The organism is Amycolatopsis sp. WQ 127309 (assembly GCF_023023025.1).
Lineage (GTDB): Bacteria > Actinomycetota > Actinomycetes > Mycobacteriales > Pseudonocardiaceae > Amycolatopsis.
In genome coordinates this window covers 2,979,940-2,994,618 of the sequence record NZ_CP095481.1, presented here as the reverse complement: position 1 = coordinate 2,994,618, position 14,679 = coordinate 2,979,940, and the positions used below count along the sequence as shown (strand labels likewise).

General features: G+C 72.6%; 14 protein-coding genes. 8 read left to right on the top strand and 6 right to left on the bottom strand.

The window, feature by feature from the left end; translation table 11 throughout:
- Positions 1-92 precede the first annotated feature (92 nt).
- A complete protein-coding gene (gene hisC / locus MUY22_RS13785) occupies positions 93-1,148 on the top strand; it encodes a histidinol-phosphate transaminase (RefSeq protein WP_247060027.1) in 1,056 nt (351 codons plus the stop codon).
- Here hisC and MUY22_RS13780 read toward each other — a convergent pair.
- The 3 genes from MUY22_RS13780 to MUY22_RS13770 form a co-directional block, all read right to left on the bottom strand.
- Positions 1,138-1,911 carry a sulfite exporter TauE/SafE family protein gene (locus tag MUY22_RS13780; protein WP_247060026.1) on the bottom strand — a complete coding sequence of 258 codons (774 nt, stop codon included), beginning with the start codon at positions 1,909-1,911 and terminating at the stop codon, positions 1,138-1,140. The genes hisC and MUY22_RS13780 overlap by 11 nt on opposite strands.
- Positions 1,912-1,991: 80 nt before the next feature.
- Entirely contained in the window at positions 1,992-2,339 is a 348-nt protein-coding gene (locus tag MUY22_RS13775) for a VOC family protein (RefSeq protein WP_247060025.1), read from the bottom strand.
- Positions 2,336-2,971, bottom strand: coding sequence for a GNAT family N-acetyltransferase (locus MUY22_RS13770; protein ID WP_247060024.1), 636 nt, complete (start codon positions 2,969-2,971; stop codon positions 2,336-2,338). Before MUY22_RS13770 ends, MUY22_RS13775 begins: the two co-directional genes overlap by 4 nt.
- A 44-nt stretch (positions 2,972-3,015) precedes the next feature.
- Between MUY22_RS13770 and MUY22_RS13765 the strand changes: the two genes are divergently transcribed.
- On the top strand, positions 3,016-3,708 hold the full coding sequence (locus tag MUY22_RS13765; protein ID WP_256475892.1) for a FadR/GntR family transcriptional regulator: 693 nt from the start codon (positions 3,016-3,018) through the stop codon (positions 3,706-3,708).
- 1 nt (position 3,709) lies between these two features.
- Positions 3,710-4,522: a class I SAM-dependent methyltransferase gene (locus tag MUY22_RS13760; protein ID WP_247060023.1), complete on the top strand. Its 813-nt coding sequence runs from the start codon at positions 3,710-3,712 to the stop codon at positions 4,520-4,522.
- On the opposite strand, the gene MUY22_RS13755 is transcribed toward MUY22_RS13760, so the two are convergent.
- On the bottom strand, positions 4,510-5,016 hold the full coding sequence (locus MUY22_RS13755; protein WP_247060022.1) for an FBP domain-containing protein: 507 nt from the start codon (positions 5,014-5,016) through the stop codon (positions 4,510-4,512). The two genes, MUY22_RS13760 and MUY22_RS13755, sit on opposite strands and share 13 nt — an antisense overlap.
- Before the next feature lie 72 nt (positions 5,017-5,088).
- Between MUY22_RS13755 and MUY22_RS13750 the strand changes: the two genes are divergently transcribed.
- Positions 5,089-6,585, top strand: coding sequence for an adenylate/guanylate cyclase domain-containing protein (locus MUY22_RS13750; RefSeq protein WP_247060021.1), 1,497 nt, complete (start codon positions 5,089-5,091; stop codon positions 6,583-6,585).
- Here MUY22_RS13750 and MUY22_RS13745 read toward each other — a convergent pair.
- A complete protein-coding gene (locus MUY22_RS13745) occupies positions 6,573-7,568 on the bottom strand; it encodes a beta-ketoacyl-ACP synthase III (protein WP_247060019.1) in 996 nt (331 codons plus the stop codon). The two genes, MUY22_RS13750 and MUY22_RS13745, sit on opposite strands and share 13 nt — an antisense overlap.
- A gap of 213 nt (positions 7,569-7,781) precedes the next feature.
- Here MUY22_RS13745 and MUY22_RS13740 point away from each other — a divergent pair, with 213 nt between their 5' ends.
- The 3 genes from MUY22_RS13740 (at position 7,782) to MUY22_RS13730 (ending at position 10,094) form a co-directional block, all read left to right on the top strand.
- A complete protein-coding gene (locus MUY22_RS13740; RefSeq protein ID WP_247060017.1) occupies positions 7,782-8,255 on the top strand; it encodes an Lrp/AsnC family transcriptional regulator in 474 nt (157 codons plus the stop codon).
- A gap of 50 nt (positions 8,256-8,305) precedes the next feature.
- On the top strand, positions 8,306-9,535 hold the full coding sequence (locus tag MUY22_RS13735; RefSeq protein ID WP_247060015.1) for an MFS transporter: 1,230 nt from the start codon (positions 8,306-8,308) through the stop codon (positions 9,533-9,535).
- A 154-nt stretch (positions 9,536-9,689) separates the two neighbouring features.
- The gene (locus MUY22_RS13730; protein ID WP_247060013.1) at positions 9,690-10,094 is read left to right on the top strand and encodes an SsgA family sporulation/cell division regulator; all 405 of its coding nucleotides are present in this window, start codon (positions 9,690-9,692) and stop codon (positions 10,092-10,094) included.
- Positions 10,095-10,193: 99 nt separating this feature from the next.
- Here MUY22_RS13730 and MUY22_RS13725 read toward each other — a convergent pair whose 3' ends face one another.
- Positions 10,194-11,297, bottom strand: coding sequence for a S1 family peptidase (locus MUY22_RS13725; protein ID WP_247060011.1), 1,104 nt, complete (start codon positions 11,295-11,297; stop codon positions 10,194-10,196).
- 449 nt (positions 11,298-11,746) lie between these two features.
- On the opposite strand from MUY22_RS13725, the gene MUY22_RS13720 reads away from it, so the two are divergent.
- On the top strand, positions 11,747-14,647 hold the full coding sequence (locus MUY22_RS13720) for an AAA family ATPase (RefSeq protein WP_247060009.1): 2,901 nt from the start codon (positions 11,747-11,749) through the stop codon (positions 14,645-14,647).
- Positions 14,648-14,679 lie beyond the last annotated feature (32 nt).

Genomic DNA, 14,679 nt, shown 5'->3' with positions numbered 1-14,679 from the left:
ACCCCGAGGTCCCGCCAGAAGGGAGTCGCGGGACGGCGGCCGGGAAAGATACGGTGGACGGGCCGTCCCGCCGATTACCAGGAGCGCCGAAGATGTCGTCCGTGTCCCCGCGTGCCGATCTCGAATCGTTGCCGAAATACGTCCCTGGCCGGACGATCCAAGGCGCGATCAAGCTGGCGAGCAACGAGGTGCCCGGCGGCGCGCTGCCGAGCGTCGCGGCGGCGATCGCCGAGGCCGCGGCCGGTATCAACCGTTACCCGGACACCGGCTCGCAGCTGCTGCGCGAGCGGCTGGCGCGCGACCTGGGCGTGCCGATCGAGCGCGTCGCCATCGGCTGCGGCTCGGTTTCGCTGTGCCAGCAGACGATCCAGGCCCTCTGCGCGCCCGGCGACGAGGTCATCTTCCCCTGGCGCTCGTTCGAGGCGTACCCGATCGTCACGCAGGTCGCGAACGCCGTCTCGGTGAAGGTGCCGATCACCGAGGGCCAGGAGGTCGACCTCGACGCGATGCGCGCGGCGATCACCGACCGGACGCGCGTCGTCTTCGTCTGCAACCCGAACAACCCGACCGGGACGGCCATCCGCCGCGCCGAGCTGGAGCGGTTCATGGACGCCGTCCCCGAGCGCGTGCTGATCGTGCTCGACGAGGCGTACAAGGAGTTCGTCACCGACCCCGAGGTCCCGGACGGCGTCGAGTACACCCGTGACCGGCCGAACGTCATGGTGCTCCGCACGTTCTCGAAGGCGTACGGCCTCGCCGGCCTCCGCGTCGGTTACGCCGTCGCGCCGGAGGCGATCGCGGACGCGCTGCGCCAGGTGTACGTGGCGTTCTCGGTGAACATGCTGGCCCAGGTGGCGGCGCTGGCGTCCCTCGACGCGGCGGACGAGCTGCTGGACCGGTGCAAGGACATCGTCGCCGAGCGCGGCCGGGTCCGGGACGCACTGATCGCGGCCGGCTACCAGGTGCCGGAGACGCAGGCGAACTTCGTCTGGCTGCCGCTGGGTGCGCAGGCGGTGCCGTTCGCCGAGCACGCGCTGGACCGCAAGCTGATCGTGCGGCCGTTCGCGGGTGACGGCGTGCGCGTGACGATCGGGACGCCCGAGGAGAACGACCTGTTCCTGGCGGCGGCGCGCGAGTTCAGCCGCTGAGCTGCTTGACGACCAGCTGGATCACGGCCGCCGTGCCGACCACGACGATCACGCCGCGCAGCACCGCCGGCGGCAGCTTCCGGCCGATCTTCGCGCCGAGGAAGCCGCCGGCGGTGGAGCCGATCGCCAGCCAGAGCACGACGGGCCAGCTGATCGGCGCGACGAACGCGTAGATCAGCCCGGCGATGACGTTGACCACGGCGGCCAGGACGTTCTTCACGCCGTTGAGCTTCTGCAGCGGTTCCGACAGCAGCATCCCCATGACGGCCATCAGCATCACGCCCTGCGCGGCGGTGAAGTACCCGCCGTAGATGCCGATGAGGAAGATGAAGAACATCAGCAGCGGGCCGGCTTTCTGCTCCTCACCGTTCTCTTCGCGCCGCTTCGCGACCCACTTCGAGACGCGCGGCTGCACGATCACGAGGACCACGGCCAGCCCGACGAGGATCGGGACGACGGCCTCGAAGGCGTCCTTCGGCAGCGACAGCAGCAGGATGGTGCCGCCGATCGCGCCGAGGAACGACGCGACGGCGAACTTCGCGGTCTGCCGCCAGTAACCCTTGAGCTCGTGCCGGTAACCCCAGGCACCGCTGAGGGTGCCGGGGGCGAGCCCGATCGCGTTGGAGGTCGTCGCCGTCACCGGCGGGTACCCGAGCGCGACCAGCACCGGGAACGTCACGAGCGTCCCCGACCCGACCACGGCGTTGATGGTCCCGGCCCAGATCCCGGCGACCAGGACGATCGCCGCGTGCCACCACGTCATGAAGCACTCACGTGCGGAGCCTAAGCAAGGTGACCGGGTCCCGCGACGCAGATGTGTCTGGTCAGACAGTCACGGCGCGGTCACTCGGGCGCGAAGACGCAGAACTCGTTGCCCTCCGGGTCGGCCAGGATGTCCCACCGGATGTCTTCGTCCTCCTCTCGGACCATGGTCGCGCCCAGGGCCAGCAGCTCCGCGCGGTCGCCCACGACGTCCAGGTGCATGCGGTTCTTGACCGTCTTCGGCTCGGTCACCGGGTTGAGCCAGATCAACGGCCCCTTGCCGGCGGGCTCGGCGATCGGGATCGGGTCGCTCGGTGGCCGCTCCGCCGCGGACGCGTGGCGGACGTAGCCGATCGCCGCGCACCACCAGTCCGCCAGGGCCTGGTGGTCGTTCGCGTCGAGCGCGAGGTCCTTGAACCGTGCGGTCATGCTGCTTCCTCCTCCGGTACGTGAGCGGGGACGACCGAGGAGACCACGCGCCGGCCCAGCGCGCCGTACAGGCCGCGCCCGGCTTCGCTGGCCAGCAGCACGCTCGACCGCGCGCCCGCCGCGACGGCCAGCCGGTGCATCACCACCCGGCCGAGCCCGCGCCGCCGGTGCGCCGGCTCGGTGACGATCCGGTCGAAGACCGCGACCCCCGACGCCACCGCGACCCGGCCGCGCGCCGCCAGGACACCGCCTGACGTCACGACCACCTCCCAGACCGGCCCCTCGCCGGTCACCGTCACGTCGTACGACGGTGGAGCCGCCACCGCCGGGCCGACGCCGGCGAAAGCCATCAGGTACTCCGTGTCCCCCGCCCGCCACACCGGGGTCAGGCCCGCCAGCACCGCTTCGCGCGGGCCGCACGTCTTCAGCCACGTGCCCGGCTCCGCGACCGACCGGGCGCGGGCCGCCACCGTGTCCGGGGTGCGCAGCAGGTAACGCACCCGGTGCCCGGGCAGGCCGACGTCGACGCGGTGGCCGTCCGGTTCCTCGACCGGTGGCGGTGCCGCCCGCGACACCGCCCAGCCCCGCGCCCACGCTTCCCACGTCTCGATGACGGACATGTCCGTGATCATGGCAGCCACCCCCGACAATTCCCGGCGTGCGGCAGGATGGGCCCGTGGGCGAGGACACCGAGCAGGTCTGGAGCGCGACCGTCGACCACCTGCGGGCGATGATCGACTCCGGCGAGCTGGCGCCGGGGTCGCGGCTGCCCGCCGAGCGCGTGCTGTGCGAGGAGCTGGGCATCAGCCGCGGGTCGTTGCGGCAGGCGCTGCGCGTGCTCGACTCCATCGGGTACGTCCAGATTCGCGCCGGCTCCGGCACCTACGTCGCCGAAGCGCGGGACCAGCCGCTGAGCACCTGGTTCACCGAGCACGACCAGCTCGTCGAGAAGCTGTTCGACCTGCGCGCGACCGTCGAGCCGACGCTCGCCGACCGGCTCGCGCGCCACGCCACGGCGAAGGTCGTGAGCCGCCTCGAGGACAACGTCGCCGAGATGGCGCGGGCCGCCGAAGACGGCGACATGCTGCGCGTGATCGCCACCGACGCCGAGTTCCACCGGGTCATCGCGCAGAACGCGGGCAACGACGACGTCGCCGGCCTGCTGCGGTCGGTCCTGGCGCTGGTCGGCGAGGAGCGGCGGGCGGCGCTGCGGCTGCCGGGGCAGATCCGCAAGGCCGTCGACGACCACCGCGCGATCCTCGACGCGATCCGCCGCGCGGACCCGGCCGAGGCCCGCGAACGCACCCTCAAGCACCTCGTGGACGCCAAGACGTACGCCCACGACTTCGCCGCCCACCCGGAGGAGTGAGATGGAGAAGGTCTTCTTCACCGAGGAAAAGGCCACCATGCTGGCCACCCTCTACGGCCGCGCGCTCGACAGCCGCGAGGCCGACCCGATCCTCGGCGACCACGCCGCCGACGAAGCCGTCCGCCAGATCGACTACGACTTCGCGAAGCTCGGCATGACCCGCGACGCCGCCGTGTCCGTCGTGCTGCGGGCGAAGCCGATCGACGAATGGGCCGCGGAGTACCTGGCGCAGCACCCGGACGCGATCGTGCTGCACCTCGGCTGCGGCATGGACACGCGGTTCCAGCGCCTGGCCCCGCCGGAGACCGTGCACTGGTACGACGTCGACTACCCCGAGGTCGTCGCCCTGCGCGAGAAGCTCTACGCGACGGCACCGAACCACACGAACATCGGCACGTCGGTCGTCGACTTCGGCTGGCTCGACCAGGTGCCGCCGGACCGGCCGGCGCTGATCGTCGCCGAGGGCCTGACCATGTACCTGACGGCCGACGAGGGCACGGAGCTGGTCCGGCGGCTGGTCGCGAAGTTCCCGTCCGGCCAGCTGATCTGCGACCTGTTCAGCAAGCTGGGGATCAAGGCGCAGAAGCTCAACCCGCCGGTCCGCAAGTCGGGCGCGACGCTGATCTGGGGCGTGGACAACCCGCGCGAGCTGGAGCGCTACGGCCTGACGTGCGTGTCCTCTTTGGACGCCGGACACTGGACGACGCCGGCGGTCATGGCCCGGGTGCGGCCGGTCACGCGGCTGCAGCTGCGGATACTGAAGTACGTCCCGCCGCTGGCGAAGATGGCGCACATCGTGCGCTACCGCTTCTGACGCGACTCGAGCACCCGCGCGACGAACTTGCGCACCTTCTCCTCGAGCCGCGCGAGACGTTCGTCCAGCGTGAGCGTCTCGACCGGCTGGGGCACGTCGGACTTCAGCTCGCCGCGCACGTACTGGCAGCACCCGAGGTTGCCGCAGGCGTAGATGCCCAGCGTGTTGCCCTCGCGGCCGAGCTTCCCGGCGCGCTTGCCGGAGAACAGCGTGACGTCGGCCAGGCCGTGGGTCGTGGTGCAGAAGCCGCAGATGTTGCTGCGCAGCCGTGACTTCGGCGACGGCGCCGCCCGCAGCGCGAGGCCGACGACCTCGCCGTCGTACGGCAGCACGAGGTAGGCGCGGCCGGGCGCCTTCGGGTCGCGCCAGCCGAGGAACTCGCGCCGGTCCCAGGGGATCTCCTCGGGCCGGGCGGGCAGCGTGACGCCCTTGGCCTCGCCGCGGGTGCAGTTGACGAACGAGGCCCGGATCTCCTCCGGGCCGAGTGGCTCCATGATCGGCACGGTAACCGGCCGCCGCTGCCCGCGGCCACGCCTTTTGCCGCCGCACGCCATACGATCAACGCCGTGCGCGAGAACGCCGGGAGGTTTCGGGTCGTCCTGCGCACCAGCCTGGGCTTCGCCGGGCTGGGGCTCGGCTCCAGCGTCGCCGGCTCCGGTGTGGTCGCGTTGCTCCTGCTGCTGCAGGGCCTGCCCAACGACGTCGGCGACCGCGGCTGGATCCTCGGGATCGTCGCGGCCGGGATCGTCGCCGTCTCGCTGCTCGTCGGGACGCTGTGGACGGCCTGGCTGCAGCGGCGCACGGCGATCTGGTTCGTGCTCGGCCGCCCGCCCGCCGAAAGCGAGGCCCGGCGGGCGCTGCGGCTGCCCGTCGACATGGCCGTGGTCAGCGGCACGCTCTGGCTGATCGGCACCACCGTCCTCGGCGTGCTCGCCGGGGTGCTCGGCTCGGCGGCGGACGCGGCCGCGATGGCCACCACGATCGGGCTCGGTGGCCTCACCACCGTCGGGCTCACCTACCTGGCCGCCGAGTGGGTGGCGCGGCCGGTGATGACGATCGCGCTGCACGTCGTCCCGCCGCGCGGGTCGCTGCCGGTGACCGTGCTGACGCGGCTGATCGTCACGTGGGCGCTGACCTGCGGGGTACCGCTCGTCGGCGTGCTGCTCGTCGCCACGCCGCCGGACTTCGGCTCGGGCGACCACACCGCCAGCCTGATCATGCTGTCGGTGATCGGCCTGGTCGTCGGCGCGCTCGGCACGGCGCTGCTGGCCCGGGCCGTCGCCGCGCCGTTGCACCGGCTGCGCGTGGCGCTCGACAAGATCGCGCGCGGCGACAACGAGGTCGTCGTCGACGTCGACGACTCCAGCGAGATCGGCCTGCTCCAGACGTCGGTGAACCAGCTCGCCTCCGGGCTGCGCGAGCAGGCGCGGATGCGGGACCTGTTCGGCAGGCACGTCGGCGCCGAGGTCGCCCGGCACGCGCTGGAGTACGGCGCCTCGCTGTCGGGGGACGTCCGCGAGGTGACGGCGTTGTTCGTCGACGTCGTCGACTCGACCGCGCTGGCCTACCGGACGCCGCCGGAGGAGCTGGTCGGGAAGCTGAACCGGCTGTTCGCCGCCGTCGTCACCGCGGTGAACGCCCGCGGCGGGCTGGTCAACAAGTTCCAGGGGGACGCCGCGCTGTGCGTCTTCGGCGCGCCGACGCGGCTCTCGGACGCGCCGACCGCCGCCCTGGCCGCGGCCCGGGCGATCCGGGACGCGGTGCGCGAGACGGGCGAGCTCGACCTCGGCATCGGCGTCTCCAGCGGCCCGGTGTTCGCCGGGCAGCTCGGCAGCAGCAGCCGCCTCGAGTACACCGTGATCGGCGACGCCGTGAACGAGGCCGCGCGGCTCACCGAGCTGGCCAAGGCAGTGCCGTCACGGATCCTCGCGAGCGACGCCGCCGTGTCCGGCGCCCTGCGGGGCGAGCGCGCGTTCTGGACCGAGCACGGCGCGCTCGAGCTGCGCGGCCGCCAGGAGCCGACGCCGACCTGGACAGCCGGCCCGGAACCTCAGGACGGCTGACCCAGATCCGGCCAGCGCAAGACCGTCGAACCCCAGGTCAGGCCCGCGCCGAACGCGCTGAGCAGGACGCGATTACCGGGTGCGAGGGTGCCGTCGCGCCGGGCGTCGTCCAGCGCGAGCGGGATGGACGCGGCGCTGGTGTTGCCGACGCGGTCGATGTTGGCCACCACGGCGTCGGCGGGCATGCCGAGCTGCTTCGCCGTCGCCTGGAGGATCCGGATGTTGGCCTGGTGCCCGACGAAGCGGTCGACGTCGCCGACCATCCAGCCCGCGCGCTCCAGGACCGTCCGCGACGACTCGGCCATCCGCGCGCAGGCGTGCCGGAACACCGCGGTGCCCTGCATCGCGAGGAAGCGGTCGCCCGGGTCGTCCGACAGCCGGCGTCGCGAGCCGCCGGCCTCGACCCACAGCAGGTCGGCGTGCTCACCCTCGCTGTGCAGGTCGAACGGCCCGAACGCGCCGGGCTCGTCGGCGTCACCGGCGCGCAGGACGACCGCGCCGGCGCCGTCCCCGAAGATCGGGACGGTGGTGCGGTCCTCCGGGTCGATGAGCGTGGTGAAGGTGTCGGCGCCGATCACGAGCACGCGCTCGGCGATGCCGCCCGCGATGAACCCGGCCGCGGTGGCCAGCGCGTAGACGAACCCGCTGCACACGGCGTTGACGTCGAAGGCCGCGGCGGTGCCGAGCCCGAGCCGGGCGGCCACCTGCGGCGCGCTGGCCGGACAGGGCTGGTCGGGCGTGGCGGTGGCGAGCACGACCACGTCGGCGCCACCGTCGGTGGAGGCCAGCGCCCTGCGGCCCGCGCCGACGGCGAGGTCCACAGTGGACTCATCGGGCCCGGCGACGCGGCGCTCGCGGATTCCCGTGCGAGTGCGGATCCACTCGTCCGAGGTGTCGAGCCGGGCGGCGATCTCGTGGTTGGCCAGGACTTTCGTCGGCAGCCACGAGCCGAGTCCGGTCAACACGGCGGCAGGTGCGGGCACGGGAGAGCCTCCCCACGCCGGCGGGTTGGCGGAGAATCCGGCTGGTCTTCCACTTGTATGGGCTACCCCCTGGTAGACCGGTCAGTTGTGTTCGATGTCACTGAAAAAGTTGTTTCATCTTACCGGCGTACGGAGTAGTAAGCGCCGTCACGAGCGAGTGAGGCGCCCGATAACTCCCGGCGGATCGTCGGTGGTCCCGGTTAGCCTGCTGGAGTGCAGACACCCGACCTCGACCAGCTGGACATCGCCATCCTCGCCTGCCTGCAGGCGGACGCCCGCACCATCGCCGAGACGATCGGCGCGAAGGTCGGCCTCTCGGCCGCAGCGGTGCAACGGCGGATCAAGCGGCTGCGCGAGGCGGGCGTCATCGAGCGCGAGGTGGCGGTGCTGTCGCCGCAGGCGCTCGGGCTGAGCATGACGTTCGTGGTCATGGTCGAGATGGAGCGGGAGAACCTCGCGGTCCTGGACGCCTTCCGCCGCCAGGTCCTCGGCGACGACTGCGTCCAGCAGTGCTACTACGTCACCGGCAACGCCGACTTCGTGCTGATCGTGACGTGCCCGGACATGGCGGGCTTCGAGGCGTTCACCCGGCGGATGTTCTTCGACAACCCGAACGTCCGGCACTTCACCACGAGCGTGGCGATGGACCGCGTGAAAGTGGGCCTCAACCTGCCGCTCGGCCCGTAGGCGGGCGCCCCGGGCCGATATCCTGGAGCGCTGTCCACCTGGGGGGAAGCATGCTTCGGAACCGTCGGATCTTCCTGGTCGCGACCCTGATCGACGCGCTCGGCAGCGGGCTCTGGGGTCCGTTCGCCCTGCTCTTCCTGGTGCACGCCCAGGGCCTCACCCTGCTCGACGCGGGCGCGTCGCTCAGCACCGGCGCCCTGCTCGCGCTCGTCACCGGGCCGGCCGCCGGCGCCGCCATGGACCGGTTCGGCCCGCGCGCCCTGCTCATCACCGGCAACGTGGTGCGCATCGGCGCCTTCTGCGCCTACCCCCTCGTGCACAGCAGCTGGCAGGTGATCGTCGTGACGGTCGTCGCCGGGGTCGGCGACCGGCTCTTCTGGACGTGCAACGCGCCGATGACCGCCCGGCTCACCGAGGGCCGGGACACCGACCGCGTGCTCGCCACCCAGACCGCCGGCCGGTTCGCCGGCGCGGGGATCGGCGCCGGCGCGATCGCCGTGCTGCCCGCGATCACCAGCCCGTGGACCTTCCACCTGCTCGCCTACGTCAACGCGGCCAGCTTCGCCGTCGCCGCCGTGCTGATCCGGCTGCTCCCGTCACTTTCACGTGAAAGCGACCACCTGGGCGCGGCACTTTCACGTGAAAGTGCCGCTTCGGGCAGCTGGCGCGCGGTGCTCGGCGACCGGCCGTTCACCGGCTTCTGCGTCACCCACATGGCTTTCACGCTCGCCAGCGCGAGCAAGTTCGCGGTGCTGCCGATCGTCGTCCACGACCTGCTGCACGGTCCACAGTGGATCACCGGGACGGCCATCGCGCTCGGCACCGTGGTCGTGGTGGCCGGGCAGCGCCCGATCGTCGCGCTGCTGGCCGGCCGCAGCCGGACGGCCGGGCTGATCGGCGCCGCGACGATCTTCGCGGCCTGCTTCGGGTTGCTGATTCCCCTGGAAGCGGTCTCCCTGCCGGTGGCCACCGGCTTGATCCTCTTCACGAGCCTCGGCTTCTCGATCGCGGAGGCGATGTTCGGCCCGACCGGCACCGCGGCGGCGGCCGCGGCCGCTCCCCCGGGCGCCGAGGGACGCGCGAGTTCGATCTTCCAGCTGTCCTGGGGCCTGCCGGTGGCGCTCGCGCCCGGCCTGCTGGCCGCTCTGCTCAGCGTGGACAACGCGCTGACGTGGTCGGTACTGGCCCTGACCTGCGCGGCAGCCGTTCCGGCGCTGCTCGTGCTGCGGAAAAAGCTGCCGGACGCGCTGCGCGAACCGTCACCATCTGTTGCCGCCTGAGCGCAAGGGGTATGTGCCCGGCGTTACACCACAATGGACGGATGCAACCGATCAAGTGAACGTGAAGGTTTCTTCGTCATGACCGTCGGCCCTGGTCATCTCCTTGGCGAACAGTTCGCGCCGCGCGAACCGAAGCGAGACTCCAGGAGGGCCCGTGCACACCGAAGCCGTACACCAGAGCCAGTTCGTGGTGCTGAACGAGAGCACCACGCCCGTCCTGTCGCGCCTCTCCTACCACGCCGAGGAGCCGTTCGCGGTCACCGTGGCGTTCCGGACCGAGCGCGGCCGGTGGATCGAGTGGACGTTCGCCCGTGAGCTGCTCGTCGAAGGCCTGGACGAGCCGGCCGGCCTGGGCGACGTCCGCGTCCGCCCGGACCTGTCCGCGGACGAAGACTTCCTGACCCTCGAAATCGAGTCACCGGACGGCTATGCGTCGTTCGAGCTGGAGATCGAGGACGTCCGCACGTTCCTCGACGCGTCCTACGAGCTGGTGCCGCTCGGCGAAGAGGCCGCGTACTTCGACGTCGACGGGCTGATCGAGGAGATCAGCAACGTCTGACCCGCAAACCTCCCATTCCTGCGGCGAGGAACGGAAGGGCGGGTTTCGGGCGCGCTGGAGGCGCCCGAAACCCGCCCTTCCGCCGTTACCGAGGGAGGATCAGCCGAGGCGGAGCGTGGTGCCGGTCGCCGAGAGCGCGGCACCGATGGGGAAGAAGTACGTCACGGTCGTGTTGCCGCCGGACAGGATGCCCTGCGCCGAGTTGCCGGCGATGAAGCCGCCGCCCGAGTCACCCGCGGCCGAGCGGACGTTGGTCGCGGTCATGCCGTTGACCGTGCCTTCGGCGTAGCGGACGCTCTGGTTCTTGGCGCCGACCGTGCCGCAGGTCCAGCCGGTGGTCGAGCCGGCCTTGCAGACCGAGGTGCCGGTCGCCGCGTTCGACGAGCCGCGCACCGCGGTGCCGTTGTTCATCTGGCCGACCGGGGTCCAGCTGCTGTTCGTCCGGACCGAGGCGTAGTCGCTGCCCGGGAACCGGTAGGTGCCCCACGAGCCGAGCGCGGCGCCGTTGGACCCGGTCAGGGCGCCGCCGCCGGTGAGCGCGGCGCAGTGCCCGGCGGTGAGGAAGCCGGTGGTCGTCGAGAACCCGACCGAGCAGCGCGACGAGCCGCCGATGTAGTAGGCGTCACCACCCCGGATGTTGGCGTACAGCGACGGCTTCGCGGCCGTCTGGAGGACCGTCACCGCCGACTTGTCCACACCGGACTGCGTGAGGAACGCGTCGGCCGCGCTCGTGTGGCCCTGCAGCACGGTCAGCGTGACGCGGTTGGTGGTGGAGTCCACGCCCCAGCCGGTGATCGACGCGGGCGCCGCCTTGTCGGCCGCGTTCAGGGTGTCCACAGTGGAGTCGAGCTGCCGGGAGCTGAACTTCACGAGCTCGGCCTCGGCACCGGCTTCGCGGATCTTGCCGAGCAGCGCGGCGTTCGTCGTCTCGACGTGCGCCTTGCCCGTGGTGGCGTTGTAGGTGACGCCGCCGAGCGCGTCGCCGAGGGTCGCGGAAACGGCCGCGGAGACCTTGTTCGCGACGTCCTCGCTCTTCAGCCGGGCCACCGCCTGGTCGTGGGTCAGGCCGAGGTCGCGCTGCATCGCGGGCACGATGTCGGGGTTCAGCAGGTCCTGGCCGGACGCGGGGACGGCGATCGCGGCGAGCGCGCCCGTCGTCATCACGGCAACGGCAGCGGCACCGAAGAGTCTGGCGATCTTCATGCTTCTCCCTAGAGGTGGTTACGCGCGGCTCCCCACCGGCCACGCAGCGGAACTCCCCGGCAGAGCGTCCCGGTTATGGGCGTTACGGTGCAATCCGGGCACCCGGCGAATGGGTATACGCATTCCCCTCGGCCGTATCCGCTGCTCCAAGCGGCCTCAAGTGCGGAGCGTCACCCGGTCGGACAGGTCCGTAAGTAGGGTTTCCGTGCACTACTTTCCGTAGCCGACGCGATTCACCGAACGTGGTAAGCGCTGCCGGAACGGCTGAGACGCCGACGTTTCGCTCGCGCGGCGCCCGGGGAGCGGCGTTTCCCCCGGAAACCCGGTGACAGCCGGTAGGCGGACGTGCGTGTGCGGTGCCGGCCACCTATTCGGTGAAAGGTTTACGGACGGGTTGAGCGCTGCTTAGGCTCCCGCGCACAGCCCCCGGTGTGCGTCGAGGAGGTCAAATGTGGCTGACCGCGCCCCGCCCCACCGCCGTCTCCGTCCGGTCCGGACGAGCGCGGCTGACCGGCCGTGACACCGAGCTCGACGCCATCGTCGACGTCCTGCGGCTGCGCCCGGCCGCCGTGTTGATCGAAGGCGAGCCCGGGATGGGCCGCACCCGGCTGCTCGCCGAGATCGCGCGGCGCCCCGAGTTCGACGGCGGCCGCGTGCTCACCGGGACCTGCCAGCCGCTGCGCGAACCCTTTCCCTACGGCCCGATCCTGGAGGCGCTGCGCTGCGCGGGCGACGCGCCGCTCAGCCCGCTCAGCCCGGTCGCCGGCGTGCTGCGGCCGTTGCTGCCCGAGCTCGCGGAAGCGCTTCCTCCGCAGCCGGAGCCACTGGCCGACCCCGTCGCCGAACGCCACCGCGTGTTCCGCGCGGTGCGGGAACTGCTGACCGCGTGCGGGCCCGCGCTCGTGCTGCTCGACGACCTGCAGTGGGCCGACGAGGACACCCTCGACCTGCTGCGGTTCCTCGCCGCGTCGATGCCGCCGGAGCTGGCCGTGGTCGCCGCGTCCCGCACCGGCCCCGGCGCCCGCCCCGGCGCGCCGCTCCGGACCGGGACGGCGGTGCACTCCGCGCGCGTCGCGCTGGGCGCGCTCGACGTCGCCGCGGTGCGCGCGCTCGCCGTCGAAATCCTCGACCTCCCGCGCGTCACCGACGACTTCGCCGCGAAGCTGCACGAGTGCACGGCCGGGATCCCGTTCGTCGTCGAGGAAACCCTGCGGGCCCTGCGCGACGCGGCCGAACGGCTGCCGGTCGGCGAAGTCCTCTCCGACCGGTTGCTGGAGAACCTCGAAGTGCCGGTGCTGCTGCGGGAAGCCGTCACCGAACGGCTTTCCGGGCTGCCCGGGCCGGCGGTGCGGCTGGCCGGCGCGGGCGCGGTGCTCGGCGTCGGCGCCGAAGCCGGGGTGCTCGGCGAACTGGCCGGGCTGGCCGGCGACGACCTGCGCGCGGCGTTGCTCGCCACGCTGTCCGCCGGGGTGCTCGGCGAGGTCGGCGACAGCAAGTACGGCTTCCGGCACCCCTTGGCGCGCAAGGCCGTCTACGACACGGTGAGCGGACCCGAGCGCGCGCTGCTGCACGCGCAGGCGATCCGCGTGCTCGCCGCGCAGCCGGCACCCCCGCTCACGTTGCTGGCGCGGCACTCCCGCGCGGCGGGCCGCGTCGACCAGTGGCGCCACTACGCCGAAGCCGCGGCCGACGAGGCGATCGCCCGCGGCGAGACGTCGCGCGCGATCGACCTCCTGCAGTCGGTGCTCGCCGAGCCCGGCCCGGCGCAGTCCGACGTCGGGCGGGTGGCGGGCAAGCTGAGCCAGGTCGCGCTGCGCGGGTTCCGCCCGGACGTCATCGGCACGCTGGAGCACGTCCTCGAAGAGGTGACGCTGCCGCCGTCGGTGCGCGGTTCGATCCGGCTGAGCCTCGGCATGCTGCTGGTCCGCACGATCGGGCAGCTCGGCCGCGGCCGGCTGGAAGTCGAGCGCGCGGTCGGCGAGCTCGTCGACCGGCCCGACCTGGCCGCGCGTGGGATCACCCTGCTCGCCCAGCCGATCGACGGGCTGACGCCGTTGTCCTGGCACGAGGCCTGGCGGGCCCGCGCGGGCGAGGTCTACGACCGGCTCGACGACCCCGAGCTGCGGCTGGCGCTGACCGCCGACCGGATCGCGGCCGCGTCCCACGTCGGCGATCCCGCGTCGTGGGCGGAGTTCGAGGCGCTGTCGGACACCGTCGGCACGGTCGCCGAGCGCGTCCAGCTGGCCCGGCTGTGGTGCAACCTCGCCGACGGGCAGGCCTGGGCCGGTTACCTCGACCGCGCGCAGCGGCTGGTGACCGAAGGCGTCCGGCGCGCGACCGACGCGGGCGCGTTGTACGCGATCGGCCTGATCCAGGGCACCCGCGTCCGGCTGGACTGGGTGCGCGGGCAGTGGACCGGGCTCGCCGAAACCGCCGAGCAGCTGCGCGACAGCTACCCGGAGCTGGGCCCGATCGTGATGGAGTCGTCGCTGGTGCTGGGCGGGCTCGCGGCCGTGCGCGGGGAGTTCGCGACCGCGGCGCGGCACCTGACCGCGGCGAGCGTGCACGCGCCGGACCAGGGCCCGATCCCGGTGGTGCTGTCCGCCGCCGGCGTGCTGATCAGCGTCCGGCTGGCGACCGACGACGTCGACGGCGCGTGCGCGGTCGCCGACACCGCCGTCGCCGCGGCCGGGCGCAAGGGCGTCTGGATCTGGGCGGCCGCGCTGGTCCCGGCGGCGGCACAGGCGTACGCGCGGGCCGGGCGCTGGCCCGAGGCCGACAGCGTGGTGGAAGCGTTTGCGCGCGGCATCGAGGGCCGGGACGCGCCGGTCGCGACGGCCGCGCTGGTGGCCGGCCGGGCCGTGCTGCTCGAAGCCCGCGGCAAGCACCTGGCCGCGGCGACGCTGTTCGACGAAGCCACCTCGGGCTACGGGGCGTTGCCGATGCCCTACCCGGCGACGGCCATGCGCGAGCGGGCCGCGCTGTGCCGGCTCGCCGCGGGCAACCGCGACGCCGTCGACGAGCTGTCCGCGGCGGCCGAGGCGTACGAGCAGCTCGGCGCCACCCGCGACGCCGGCCGCTGCCGCCACCAGCTGCGCGAGCACGGCGCGTGGGCGCCTTCACAGCGTGGACGTCGTGGTTACGGCAGCGAGCTGTCGCCGCGGGAACGCGAAGTCGCGCGGATGCTCGCCGAAGGCCGGACGAACCGGGAGATCGCGGACGGGCTGTTCCTGTCGCCGCGGACGGTCGAGCAGCACGTCGCGAAGGTGCTGCGGAAGCTCGGCGCGCGGTCCCGGACCGACGTCGCGAACAAGATGCCGGCCGATGTCACGACCGCACCTGCGGGGTGATCGCCGCGGACGTACCGTGACCCGGTGACAGA

Bases quoted from the DNA above. Each gene is read 5' to 3' on its own strand.
- MUY22_RS13775 (WP_247060025.1), bottom strand. From the start codon at position 2,339: ATGACCGCACGGTTCAAGGACCTCGCGCTCGACGCGAACGACCACCAG.
- MUY22_RS13725 (WP_247060011.1), bottom strand. From the start codon at position 11,297: ATGAAGATCGCCAGACTCTTCGGTGCCGCTGCCGTTGCCGTGATGACG.
- MUY22_RS13770 (WP_247060024.1), bottom strand. From the start codon at position 2,971: ATGATCACGGACATGTCCGTCATCGAGACGTGGGAAGCGTGGGCGCGG.
- MUY22_RS13720 (WP_247060009.1), top strand. From the start codon at position 11,747: ATGTGGCTGACCGCGCCCCGCCCCACCGCCGTCTCCGTCCGGTCCGGA.
- MUY22_RS13760 (WP_247060023.1), top strand. From the start codon at position 3,710: ATGGAGAAGGTCTTCTTCACCGAGGAAAAGGCCACCATGCTGGCCACC.
- MUY22_RS13780 (WP_247060026.1), bottom strand. From the start codon at position 1,911: ATGACGTGGTGGCACGCGGCGATCGTCCTGGTCGCCGGGATCTGGGCC.
- MUY22_RS13735 (WP_247060015.1), top strand. From the start codon at position 8,306: ATGCTTCGGAACCGTCGGATCTTCCTGGTCGCGACCCTGATCGACGCG.
- MUY22_RS13755 (WP_247060022.1), bottom strand. From the start codon at position 5,016: ATGGAGCCACTCGGCCCGGAGGAGATCCGGGCCTCGTTCGTCAACTGC.
- hisC (WP_247060027.1), top strand. From the start codon at position 93: ATGTCGTCCGTGTCCCCGCGTGCCGATCTCGAATCGTTGCCGAAATAC.